General features: G+C 38.2%; 13 protein-coding genes. All 13 read left to right on the top strand.

The window, feature by feature from the left end; translation table 11 throughout:
- Positions 1-152 precede the first annotated feature (152 nt).
- The 13 genes from ACHZES_RS13115 (at position 153) to ACHZES_RS13055 (ending at position 12,843) form a co-directional block, all read left to right on the top strand.
- On the top strand, positions 153-1,118 hold the full coding sequence (locus ACHZES_RS13115; protein WP_395549158.1) for a phosphotransferase: 966 nt from the start codon (positions 153-155) through the stop codon (positions 1,116-1,118).
- Positions 1,119-1,427: 309 nt separating this feature from the next.
- Complete coding sequence (locus ACHZES_RS13110; RefSeq protein ID WP_395549157.1) at positions 1,428-1,976, top strand: AAA family ATPase; 549 nt, start codon at positions 1,428-1,430, stop codon at positions 1,974-1,976.
- 85 nt (positions 1,977-2,061) lie between these two features.
- On the top strand, positions 2,062-2,901 hold the full coding sequence (locus ACHZES_RS13105; protein WP_395549156.1) for a GNAT family N-acetyltransferase: 840 nt from the start codon (positions 2,062-2,064) through the stop codon (positions 2,899-2,901).
- Positions 2,902-2,915: 14 nt separating this feature from the next.
- Positions 2,916-3,299, top strand: a complete 384-nt coding sequence (locus ACHZES_RS13100; protein ID WP_395549155.1) for a hypothetical protein — start codon at positions 2,916-2,918, stop codon at positions 3,297-3,299.
- 60 nt (positions 3,300-3,359) lie between these two features.
- On the top strand, positions 3,360-4,109 hold the full coding sequence (locus ACHZES_RS13095; protein WP_038283316.1) for a MurR/RpiR family transcriptional regulator: 750 nt from the start codon (positions 3,360-3,362) through the stop codon (positions 4,107-4,109).
- A gap of 162 nt (positions 4,110-4,271) precedes the next feature.
- Entirely contained in the window at positions 4,272-5,678 is a 1,407-nt protein-coding gene (ascF, locus tag ACHZES_RS13090) for a PTS cellobiose/arbutin/salicin transporter subunit IIBC (protein ID WP_154526533.1), read from the top strand.
- A gap of 1 nt (position 5,679) precedes the next feature.
- Positions 5,680-7,110, top strand: coding sequence for a 6-phospho-beta-glucosidase (gene ascB, locus ACHZES_RS13085; RefSeq protein ID WP_395549153.1), 1,431 nt, complete (start codon positions 5,680-5,682; stop codon positions 7,108-7,110).
- A gap of 262 nt (positions 7,111-7,372) precedes the next feature.
- Positions 7,373-8,026 carry a response regulator transcription factor gene (locus tag ACHZES_RS13080; protein WP_154526529.1) on the top strand — a complete coding sequence of 218 codons (654 nt, stop codon included), beginning with the start codon at positions 7,373-7,375 and terminating at the stop codon, positions 8,024-8,026.
- A 54-nt stretch (positions 8,027-8,080) separates the two neighbouring features.
- Positions 8,081-9,445, top strand: coding sequence for a sensor histidine kinase (locus ACHZES_RS13075; RefSeq protein WP_395549152.1), 1,365 nt, complete (start codon positions 8,081-8,083; stop codon positions 9,443-9,445).
- Positions 9,429-9,977, top strand: a complete 549-nt coding sequence (locus ACHZES_RS13070; RefSeq protein ID WP_038283324.1) for a hypothetical protein — start codon at positions 9,429-9,431, stop codon at positions 9,975-9,977. The genes ACHZES_RS13075 and ACHZES_RS13070 overlap by 17 nt, the downstream gene beginning before the upstream one ends.
- Positions 9,978-10,048: 71 nt before the next feature.
- Positions 10,049-10,801, top strand: a complete 753-nt coding sequence (locus ACHZES_RS13065) for a hypothetical protein (protein WP_395549151.1) — start codon at positions 10,049-10,051, stop codon at positions 10,799-10,801.
- Between the two features lie 215 nt (positions 10,802-11,016).
- Complete coding sequence (locus ACHZES_RS13060; protein WP_395549150.1) at positions 11,017-11,280, top strand: GlsB/YeaQ/YmgE family stress response membrane protein; 264 nt, start codon at positions 11,017-11,019, stop codon at positions 11,278-11,280.
- A 396-nt stretch (positions 11,281-11,676) separates the two neighbouring features.
- Entirely contained in the window at positions 11,677-12,843 is a 1,167-nt protein-coding gene (locus ACHZES_RS13055) for an MFS transporter (RefSeq protein ID WP_395549149.1), read from the top strand.
- Positions 12,844-12,847 lie beyond the last annotated feature (4 nt).

Genomic DNA, 12,847 nt, shown 5'->3' with positions numbered 1-12,847 from the left:
AATGATTAGCTATTTCGTTTGCTAGTGGCGGTAGGTTAACTGTGAAGGTGAATATGGAAATTATAATTAATTTAGTATATAATGACTAATTAATACGTTATATATTCTTTATTGAAGTAATAGTGGGCTGTCTTAAAGAAGGAGGTTCTTGTATGGAGAACAGTATCATAGCTGATCTAGAAGAAAGTTATGGGCTAATTTGTAATCAAATTACTCCTGTAGAAGGTGGTTGGTTGAATCAAAAATGGAAGGTTACCACTAATAAATGCGAATTATTGGTAAAACAATTCAGCAATAAGCGATATAGTAGGGAGAAATTGAAATTAGTTGAGTCTGCTTTGCAGAGGCAGATTATCCTTGAAAAGAATGGCGTTCCATGTCCATCTATCAGTTTGAGTGGAGGTCATGCTATTCGCTTATTGAATAATGAGACAGCGTATATGGTCATGGAATTCCGCCAGGGGAAGATGGAAGATCCTAATACAGTCACTATAATGCAGATGCGCAGTCTTGGTAATGCATGCGGATTAATGCACAAAGCATTTTTACAACTTCCGACGCTTTCAGTTAAAGGGTTTCCTATTAATAGCGGACGAGTAATAGATTCTTTATGGGCTAATTTTTATGCTCGTAAGCAAGAGAGTTCATCAAGCCTTCCCATTGAATACCGAAAAGCTTTGCTTATGCAAGAGCCTATTTTAAAACAACTTACTAATGAGTTCTTTGATAAAATGCCCAAAGGGATTGCCCATGAAGATTTTTCCTCTGACAATATCTTATTCGATGTAGATTGTGTATCGGCTATCATTGATTTCGACCGCAACCATTATAGTTACATTTGGCATGATATAGGAAGGGCAATATTATCTTTTGCTTTGAGAAACAATAGAATAGATACTAACAAAACATATGCTTTTCTTGAAGGTTATTCACAGCATTTAGCGCTGACTATGCCTGATATAGCAGACGCTTTACGTCTTTCGTGGTGTATCGAAGTACCGTGGTGGATAAAACCTGAATTATTTAGAGAAAATCGAGAAAAGATAGTTCGTTTCAAAAACGAAATGCTTTGGTTAACAGAATATTGGTTTGAGCTGGATTCATTATTATGCCCCTAATGTATTTTACAAATTTTTGCTCAATTTTAAAATTCGAGTGGTGTATCGAATTAAAGTAATTAAGTTTGAGTTTCTATTGAAGATGTATTATCTGTTAGGTATAATTTAATATATATAAATGGTATCTTGAAGCTGGATTTCTGTAATTGGGTAACAACCCAATGCCTATGGAAGAGGATTCCATCTCATTATGCTTGGTAATGAAGTTTAAGCATATAATCTCATGTGTAAGTAGGAAATAAATTTAACGGCTATGGAAAAATAAATGTAACAGATAAATCAGTAATTTTTACTATGGTGGTAAAAGATATGGTAAGAGGAATTATTATTTTTGGCTCAGCAGGTTCCGGAAAAACAACATTAGGAAAAATGGTCGCCGATAAGCTCGGTTATCCATATTTTGATATAGATGATTACATATGGAGAAAGGATACTGATAAACCTTTCACGATTATGTATACTCGCGACGAGAAGATTAATCGATTAATGTCAGATATATCGAAAGAGAATTATTTCGTGATGGCAGGTTCGATGGATAGCTTTCATGAACCGTTTGATCCATTGTTTGATTTGGCAGTACATATTACAGCATCTGTTGAAACAAGAATCGACCGGATTCATAAGAGAGAATATGAGAGATTAGGAGAAAGAATCATGAAAGGCGGAGATATGTATGAGGTACATTGCCGTTTTCTTGATAACTCAGCCAGATATGATTTAGATGGATCTCCATGTATGAAGACGCATATGCAATGGGCGGATTCTTTACCTTGTAAAGTACTGCAGCTTAGCGGAGAAGATGCCATAGACAAGAATGCTGGTAGAATCGTTCAGGAATATTCTTATAAAAGGTTATAAAAGGATAGTCACTAACGGTATTTACATAACAATGGTACAAGAATCATGAACCTTATGGATTCTGCTTCAATCTAGGAGACAAAATATGGAGAACAATGCAAAAGTAATTCAGGCTATAGAAGAATACTGTTTAAAGCACCCAAGTGCATATGAGGCAAGACCATTTGGTGAATACCCGATCTGCTATAAGGTTATGGGAAAAATTTTTGCTCAATTTAACCCTGAGGAAAGGTTTTATAAGATAACGTTAAAATGTACGCCGGATAAAGCAGACCTATACCGGCAACTTTATCCGGGGATTGTAGTACGTGGATATCACTGCCCGCCGGTTCAGCAGCCCCATTGGAATACCATTAATCTGGATGCCTTCTTCGATTTGGAAATGTTATTTCAGATGATTGATGAAGCATATGAAGCTGTAATAAATAAGTTTAGCAAAAAAGCGAGAGTGGAGCTGCTTAATTTATCTGAATTGGAGTTTAGAGATACGGATGGAGAAGACCAGGATTTTGCAATGCTCTGTAATCGACTGGACAGTGCTCTTGATGAAATTGTTGGAGGTAAATTTCAACGAAGTCAGTATGAACAATATAATCAAAGAGACAGTATCCATGACGTGATTGTGGTATATCGGGAAGGGGAACCGATTGGGTGTGGTTCCTTTAAAATGTATGATGAAGATCACGCAGAATTAAAACGAATTTATGTAGACCCATTGTATCGAAATATAGGACTAGGTTCAGAAGTGGTTCGGAGATTAGAGGCAAAGGCGAAAATCAAAGGATACCGATGGTGCATTTTAGAGACTGGAAAACCATTAGAAGCGGCCTGCAGCATGTATAAAAAGGCAGGGTATAAGATTATGCCGAACTATGGGCAGTATATGGATATGCCGGATTCTATTTGTATGGAACGAAAAATCTAATGGGGGATTATTCAATGGAGAAGTATGAATATGGTTTGAATAAAAAGTCTTTTTCGTTGTTTTATAATGGTGGAGAAGTTTGGTGTGAGCATCTGGATTCCCTTTATGGTGAAAAGGAATTGTTAAAGCAGAAGTTTAAATGGGATCTGATAGAAATCAGCAGACCGTCCACGAGTTCCTTTATCGCAGTTGTTCTTGATGACTCGGATGTTGACAAAGAAGTTTTAGATTGGATCGTTGATCGTTTCATTATGTTAAATAAGCCACTGAGAAAAATAGTATTTGTCGGCTTGGATTTAAAAATGAAGAGTTATATGAAAAAGAAAAAAGTAGATAGTTTGTTTATGATGGCCTGCATTGATGATTTGGAAAAGGCAAAAGAGTGGCTTATTTCGTGATGACATGAGTAAACTGATAAATAGGACAAGCAAAAGTATTTCATAGAAGGGAGAACAGGGATGTTTCGTGTGGAGCAGGTTAAGTCACTGAATGATCTGGAAATGGAAGTGTATCAATATGTGACGAAAAACTATGATAAAGTGAAGTACATGAGAATTCGGGAATTGGCTCAGGAAGCCCATGTTTCCACTTCTACGGTACTGCGCTTTTGTAAGAAAATGGATTGTAACGGCTATGCCGAGTTTAAGGTAAAGTTAAAGCAACATTTTGAAAAGGGAAAAGAAATATCTGCAACGGATGATGTGACTGAAGTCATTGATTTTTTGAAGAAAACTACTTCGGAAGAATTTGAGAAAAAGTTGGATATGCTGACGGAAGTGATTGTCCGTGCTAATCGAATTATTTTTGTAGGAAGCGGCATGTCTGGAATTGTGGCAAAATATGGGGCAAGGTATTTTTCCAGTATGGGAAAGTTTTGTCTTTATATTGACGAACCTCATTATCCCACGGAGAGCAGATTTTTTGAAAATGCCCTGGTCATTGTGTTTTCAGTTTCCGGGGAGTCGAATGATACCATTGGTCATGTGATCCGTTTTAAGGAACAAAATTGCCAGATACTCAGTGTGACGAATACGGAGAATTGTACTGTGGCGAAATTATCGGACTATAACATTGCTTACTATGTGACTTATACGCGGTTAAAGGTTTATGATATTACCACTCAAATGCCTGCGATCAGTATTGTGGAACGGCTGGGTAAGAAGCTATACCGGTATACTTCTGAAGGAACGGATCATACTTCAAATTAGGAAAGAAACAAAAAACATACTGTTACGCATAAAAAACAAGTGAGAATAGACGTCACTTGTTTTTTTAAACCCTAGAACTAATGACAGGAGACTTGATAAACAGTATAATCACAATCAGCAAAAACTATGCGAATTTATTAATTTATAAGAGAGGAAAGAAAAATGGCAAGAGATTATGCGGTTGTATCAAAAGCTATTGTGGAGAATATTGGGGGAATCGACAATATTTCCAGCCTTACCCACTGTATGACCCGCTTAAGATTTGTCTTAAAGGATGAAAGTAAGGCAAATGAAGCAACAGTCAAAGCAATTGACGGCGTTATGGGTGTTGTAAAGCAGGGAGGACAATTTCAGGTTATTATCGGAAACCATGTTGGTACTGCTTATCAGGAAATATTAAAGTTAGGCGACTTTGGAGAAGAAAGCAAGGTTGCAAGGGGAGAGAAGAAAGAACCTCTGACCTTAAAGAAGATCGGAAACAACATTTTAGATGCTATCGTGGGAACCATGTCTCCATTAATTCCGGCAATTATCGGCGGTTCCATGGTGAAATTGTTAGTGATGTTATTGGCTATGGCAAATATATTGCCTGCTGACAGCGACACTTACAAGATTATTAACTCCATTGGCGATGGTGCTTTTTATTTCCTGCCTGTAATGGTTGCAGCTTCTGCTTCTAAGAAATTTAAAACGAATATGTTTCTCGCCATTGCTATTGCAGGAACTTTAATTCACCCGGATTTTCGCGGTTTGATGGAGGCGGTTACGGTTGGAGAAACAGCGGCCCATTTCATAGGTGTTCCAATTGCATCTGTTAAATATACTTATACAGTAATCCCAGCAATCTGCATGACCTGGATTTTATCTTATATTGAGCGGGGCGTTGATAGAATTACACCTGCCGTTACGAAAAATTTCTTAAAGCCGATGTTAATTTTATTAATTGCGGCTCCTATTGCTATTTTAATCATTGGACCTGCAGGAATTTTAATTGGTACATCAATTTCTAAATTTGTATTCTTTGTACAGGCAAAACTTGGATTCCTGGCAGTTGGTATTATGGGCGCGATTTGGCCCTTACTGGTTATTACAGGTATGCACAGGGTGTTTACCCCAACGATTCTGCAGACCATCTCTGACACCGGAATGGAAGGAACCGTTATGCCGTCTGAAATAGGCGCAAACCTTTCTTTGGGCGGAGTTTCATTAGCAGTAGCTTTAAAAACAAAAAACAGAGAACTGCGTCAAACGGCCCTTGCAGCAGCTTCTTCCGCTCTGATTGCAGGAACTACGGAACCGGCTCTTTATGGTGTTGCTGTTCGATTAAAACGTCCGTTGATTGCTTCTTTGATTACAGGATTTGTTTGCGGCTGTTTAGCTGGAATCGGAGGGCTTGCCAGCCGTTCCATGGTCTCACCCAGCGTTTTAACTGGAGTACAGTTTATTGACCCGGAACACCCAGGAACCAGTATTGCATGGATTGCAGGTATTACAATTTTATCCATTGTATTATCGTTTGTACTGACTTTGGTGATTGGTTTTGAGGATATTCCGGAAGAGGAGGAATAATTTGAGCGATTTTCAATTTCCTAAAGATTTCCTTTGGGGAGGAGCCATTTCCGCCAATCAGGCGGAAGGCGCCTTCCGTGAAGGAGGCCGGGGATTAAGTAATATTGACGTGCTTCCTCATGGAGTACGAAGATTGGAAGTGAAAACAGGGAATGTTCCCCATCCCGAATTGCAGAAAGTAGAATATTACCCCAGCCATGAGGGAATTGATTTTTATCATCGTTATAAAGAAGATATTGCTTTAATAGCAGAAATGGGTTTTAAAGTATTCCGTACTTCTATTTCATGGTCACGGCTTTTTCCTAACGGAGACGAAGAACAGCCCAATCAGGCGGGAATCGATTTTTACCGTAATGTGTTCTTGGAGTGTAAAAAGTATGGGATTGAACCATTGGTGACGTTGTGCCATTTTGATGCTCCCATGGGATTGGTGGAGAAATACGGTTCATGGAGAAACAGAAAGGTTATAGATCTTTTTCTGAATTATGCGGATTCCTGTTTTAAAGAATTTTCAGGATTAGTAAAATATTGGCTGACTTTTAATGAGATTAATATTATTTTACACAGCCCTTTTTCCGGTGCGGGGATTGCGTTCCAGGAAGGGGAAAATAAAGCTCAGACTACCTATCAGGCAGCACATCATATTTTGATAGCCAGCGCTTTGGCTACTAAGCTGGCTCATGAATACGATCCGGGTAATCAGGTTGGCTGTATGCTTGCAGGAGGAAGTTTTTACCCTTATTCCTGCAACCCTGAGGATGTTTGGGAGTCTGTGAAGAAAGAGCAGGAAAATTTGTTCTTCATCGACGTACAGGTGCGGGGGGCTTATCCCTCTTATGCCCGTAAGCTCTTTCGTGATAAGGAAGTCAATCTCATTATGGAAGATGGAGACTTGGAGATTCTTAAAAATACTGTGGATTTCGTTTCTTTCAGCTATTACGCCAGCCGCTGCGTAGCTGCGGATATGAATGATAAAACAGCAAATGAGGGAAATATTATTCGTTCTGTGAAAAATCCTTATTTACAAACTAGTGAATGGGGTTGGAGCATTGATCCGCTGGGACTTAGAATCACTATGAATCAGTTGTATGACCGTTATCAGAAACCTTTGTTTATCGTTGAGAATGGATTAGGTGCAAAAGACGAGATTGAGCAGGATGGAAGGATACTGGACGATTACCGCATTGATTATTTAAGAAGCCATATTCAGGCAATGAAAGAAGCCATGGAGGATGGTGTAGAGTTAATGGGGTATACAGTCTGGAGCTGTATTGACATTGTTTCTGCTTCAACCGGAGAGATGAGCAAACGATATGGTTTTGTATATGTGGACAGGGCAGACGATGGAAGCGGAACCTTGCATCGGAGAAAAAAGAAATCGTTTGATTGGTATAAAAAGGTAATTGAAAGCAATGGAAATGATATAGACTGACAGATATAACTTTTTGGGCAGCATTTGCGGCCGAGAAGAGAGCTTCGTGATAAGAAGGGCTTCACATGAGAATGTGGAGTCCTTTTTATGTTGTAATTTATAAGCTCGTGTATTAATATTTGACTATGATGTTTTCCGGCTTTTTACAAGTTTGATACATATATATGTTTTTTTATATAGTAAGACGAATAATATGAAATAATAGTAAGAAGGTTATAACAGATACCATGAATAGGGGAAGTTGGATAGAAAGGAAATAAAAATGCATAATATTTTAATTGTCGAAGATGAAAAACCTATATCAGATTTTATAAAGCTTAGCTTGAGAGCGATGGGGTATGAATGTGAACAGGTCTATGACGGGGAAGCGGCTGCAAATAAAATTTTGGAGAAAAGGTATTCGTTGATTCTTCTGGATATCATGCTGCCAAAGGCCAATGGGTTTGAATTAATGGAATTTATCCGCCCTATGGAGATCCCGGTCATATTTTTGACTGCAAAAGGAAGTGTGCAGGACAAAGTAAAGGGCTTCAAGCTAGGTGCTGATGATTACTTGACAAAGCCCTTTCAGATAGAGGAATTGCAGGCCAGGATTGAAAACGTGCTCAGGCGGTATTATAAAACAGACGAAATCTTGTCTTACAGAAATATTTCTGTGAACGTATCATCACACAAGGTGACAAAGGATGAGCAGGAAATCACATTAACTGAGAAAGAGTTTAAATTGTTGGTGCTATTTATTAAAAATAAAAATCTGGCATTATTTAGAGAGCAGATTTATGAGAGAGTATGGGAAGGGGAGTATACCGGAGATAGCAGAACAGTTGATATGCATATACAAAGGCTGCGTAAAAAATTAGATCTATATGATCAACTGGTATCTGTATTTAAAATTGGATACCGCTTGGAGGATTAAATGAAACTTTCCTGGAAGATATTCTCGAATACATTTCTGGTCGTTCTGTTCGCATTGACATTAGAGGGAGTAGTACTGCTTTCAATGACTTTCCATAAAGCATATTTGCTGGAGGTTGAGAGGGAAAAAGAAAATATCGAAAACATTCATCGTGATCTGGTAACACTGCTTGCAAATGATAGCAGTACTTTGTATAAGGAACCAATAAAAAGTATTGAGGAAGCAATTGATATTTTGAAAAACAATTGGAATGGAGAATCTTATAGAATAAGCGATGAAAATGGAAAGGTATTATTTCAGAACGATAATGCAGGATTTTTAGATAAAGAGAGTAGTGAATTATCTCTTTATAGGATTGTATATCGAGTAGATAAAAATGCTAAGGGTTATTTTTTACAAATGTCAGTTCTCACAGAGCTGCTTGGACGACCTGTTATAATTGAAGTTCATAAAGATCTTACACAGATCTTTTTAGAAAAAGAAGAGCAGCAAAGAATTTTTATAATAACCATAATTGTTGTGGGGGCTATAAGCGCTTTGCTAAACGCTGTCAATGCTATAAAGTTAACAAAACCAATTAATAAACTGATTTATGCGGTGAAAAAAATCAGGTTCGGAGACTACACGGAAAGAGTGGAATATAAGGAGAAAGATGAAGTTGGCATTTTGGCATCCGATTTTAATGGAATGGCGGAACAATTAGAAGAAAAAATCAAGTTGCTGAAGGAAACGGCAAAAAAGCAGGAAGAACTGGCTGGCAGCTTAGCTCATGAAATCAGAACGCCTCTTACTGCCATGATAGGATATGCAGATTTAATAAAGAGAAGCAAAATGGAGGAGCAGGATTTCTTATATGCCGTGGACTATATTATTTCGGAAGGAAAGAGACTGGAAGCACTTTCTAACAGGATGATGCAGTTATTAATAGAAAAGAATGCAATGCCCAATTATTCCGTCAGTACCGTTCAGAATTTGCTGGAAGATGCCCTGGAAGCAATGAACCCTGTTTTTGACAAAAAGAAAATTGCTGTGAAAAAATCTTCCATCAATTTTCCGATCAGAGCTGATATGGAGCTAATGAAAAATGTTTTATTAAATATATTAGATAATGGCGGAAAAGCGGCTGGCATGAATGGTGAGATTACGATAGAAACCGGCTGTGAGAGCGGTAATGTATGGATTTCAATAACGGATAATGGGATGGGTATGCCAAAAGAGGAGATTTCTAAAATTCAGGAAGCCTTTTACCGGGTGGATAAATCCCGTTCCAGAGCAGATGGGGGAGCAGGCCTGGGATTAGCAATTTGCTCTAATATTATGAAGATTCATAAAGGTGAAATACTGTTTGAGAGTGAAGTGGGTAAAGGGACTACAGTGACATTGGTATGGAAAGGAAGTATCGATGAACAGGACATCTAATTATGTATTATATCTGACCAGGGTAACTGTTTTAGCTTTGGCAATCTTGATCTTTCCATATCTTTATTTTCAGTATCAGGACCGGAAGCTGTTAAGTGAGACAAAAGAAATGGATATGAATGTTTTTCAGATGGATAAAGTAGAAAATAATACGTTAACACTAGAAGAAAAAATGAAGCTGTTAACGGACGGCAATGCAAATCTAAAGCTTATTGAACTTAAAACAGGAGACAGGTATAGTTTATATGAGGCGCGGAGACAATGTTTTCGGGAACTGAGCAAGATTCCTGTTTTGGAGATTACTACTTATGGTCCCATATTAAGAGAGATTGATATAACTCCTTACCTGTTAATTGACTCAGAGACACCGTCGAGTTCCATGCTTATATGGAAAGGTTCTTTGACAATAAAGGATATCAAATATCAAATTACCCTGGAAGAGGAAAGCGGCAAGATATTGTTCGTTCAGCCAGTGGGAGAAAAAGATGAAACTTTGGAAATGCAGTGGGAAAAATATTTAAAAAATCCGTAGGTATAATACAAGTTTGTTACATTTATTTGTGAGAATACAGTATAACCTAAAAACAAATGGAGGATATTCAGATGAAAAACAAAAAAAACGGGATGCTGCTATTAGGAAGCCTTGCAATTACAGTAACACTGTCCATAAGTGCTTGCGGAAATAACGCATTAAACACGCAGAAGGATACTGGGTCTGCAGAAATAACAAAGGAAGTAACCCAGAAAGAGCCTATCCAGTCAGAAAGTACATATTCTGAAAGTACTGGCTCAAAAGAGACATCGGCTGCCAATAGCAGTGAAACCGATGAAGTACCAATGCTGAAGTTACCGGAGGGCATATCAGGCATGAAGGCGGAGTCAAAGCCGTTGAAAGAACTAAGAGATCTGATAATAGAAGACATGGAGGTACCGGAGGAATATTATGAAACGACAAATTATTTTTATAACTATATTGATTTAAATGATGATGGTAAGGATGAAATATTTGTTATGGTAACAGGTCCTTATACCAGCGGATCCGGTGGAAGCAGTGCATTGCTGTTATCCGAAAATGGTGGAAAGCTGCACGTTGTTCAGGAATTTACACTAATTAATGAACCAATCATTGTCAGTGATAAGTTAGACAATGGATATCATGAGTTAATAGTTCCGTATTATAACGAAAACAAGTCTCAGTATTCTGTACTAAAGTATAAGAACGGTGCTTACCCCAATGTACCGGATGGAGAGATAATAAATAGTCTGGAGGGAGTAAAGGGGAAAGCGATGATTGCCAATGACAGGATTAATGAAGTGCAGGCAGGAATCATGGGAATAAATCTTAGCGAAGAGTAAATAATGAGATCATGCGGTCTCTTATTATCAAAAAGGTGCTGGAAACAGTACCTTTTTTTGCGCTATGTATAAAAAATACATTTATGGTACAAACTAACTATAAATACCTGGTGAGGACAAAAACTTTGTTTTATTTTGAATTTATTGACTGACAGGTTTTTACACAAATAATGATGAATTTCATTATAAATAATTCTTTTAAAGAGAGGTAATAAATGATGGGAATTATAAGTTGGATTATTATTGGTGCTCTTGCCGGTTGGATTGCCAGTATGTTCACTGGTAATAATAAAAGTATGGGCGCTGGCGCCAATATCGTGGTAGGGATCATCGGCGGTTTAATCGGCGGGTTTTTGATGGGCCTCCTGGGAGGAACCGGCATTACCGGATTTAATGTCTGGAGCCTGATCGTCTCTATCGTTGGTTCCGTTATTTTATTATGGATTGTAAATGCAGTGAGAAGACAAAAGACTGAGTAACATCGTTTACTTGGCTGTCATGCCATAAGAAAAAATTTCCTAAAGCGGTTTGGATACGCTTGCTTAAGCAAAAGGGGTATGTCAAATAAGCTGTATAATATAGTACAGGTTACTTGACAGCCTCTTTTTTGTATGCTCTTTTAATAATACGACAATCTTTTAAATAGTTAACAAACTTTAGAAATAAACGAAAAACTATAAAAGACATAAAATTAGATGGAAATCCGCAGGTAAATGGAAAGAAAAAAGTCTACATATGCCATAATGGCTGGAATTATAAGAAATATTGTAAACAAACACTATAAATATCGGCTTGAATTTCCATTTTGCCTATGTTATACTGTTGCCAATACATAATTAATAAATAAAGTTTAATAATTAGAATGGAGTTGCGTAATGGAAGAGGAAAAGAAAAGCATGAGCTTTCCCAAGGGACTGTTCTGTGTGTATCTTATATTTTTTTCGGGGCAGGCAATCTATAATACATATTTAAACTTATATCTGGCTCAGATCGGTTTTTCTACAACTCAGATTGGCAGCATGATATCCATATCCACGATCGTGCTGCTGATTGCACAGACCTTTTGGGGAAGTATCAGTGACAGGGCAGAGAGAAAGAATGGAGTGGTTGCTTTTCTCTACATTGCTTCCATTATTTCAGCGTTGGGTTTTTACCTTACGAAAAGCTATTGGCCTGTGTTATTCCTTGTGGCTGCCTTTAGCGCCTCTTTTGTTCCCATTATTCCTTTAAATGACAATATTACCTTAGAGTCCCTGACCGGCAGCAAATGGGATTATGGAAGAATTCGGCTGGGAGGGACCATCGGTTATGCTGTAACTGTTGTTTTGGCCGGGTATTTTCTAAAGGATGAGTATTCCTCTATATTTTGGATTGTGGCAGCAGCCATGGCCTTATGCCTGATCTTCTCCTTATCCATCCCGCCTGTAAAGGGCTTTAAAGAAAGGAAAAATAAGTCTTCTATATGGGAGGTATTATCCGATAAGACTCTGGTCGTACTGATCGGCTTTAATTTAATGTATGGGCTGGGAACCAGTTTTTTCTACAATTTTTACCCCATTCATTTTGTGCAGATCGGGGGAAACAGCAAACTGGTTGGCTGGATGATGTTCGCTTGTTCTGTTGTCGAGGTCCCCTGTCTCATGGTGATGCACAGGCTTGTGAAAAAGATAGGGATGTCCGGGGTGCTTATTTTGTCCGGAGTTCTTACCTGTATCCGATGGACCCTTCTCTATTTTTTAACTGTGCCTGTGCTGATTATTTTTACAAACCTGCTTCATGGATTCAGCTTTACAGGAATCAGTTATTGCTTGTTGAATTACATTAACCGAAGGGTACCGCCGGATCTAAGAGCCAGCAGTCAGGTGTTAAATGCAACGATGAGTACTGTATTCAGCAAGCTGGTATTCGGTTATATTGGAGGGGCTGCTTTTGAATTATGGGGAGGCGGTTCCATGATGGCCTGTTCAGCCATAACCATAGGAATTGCCACACTGTTCTTTGGGGTATGGAGCAGAGGAAAAGGCAGGGAGTTGTCTTTTTAGCGGT

It is taken from the genome of Lacrimispora sanguinis (genome assembly GCF_044987295.1).
In the GTDB taxonomy this organism is placed as follows: Bacteria; Bacillota; Clostridia; order Lachnospirales; family Lachnospiraceae; genus Lacrimispora; species Lacrimispora celerecrescens_B.
This window is presented reverse-complemented; position numbering and strand designations above follow the sequence as displayed.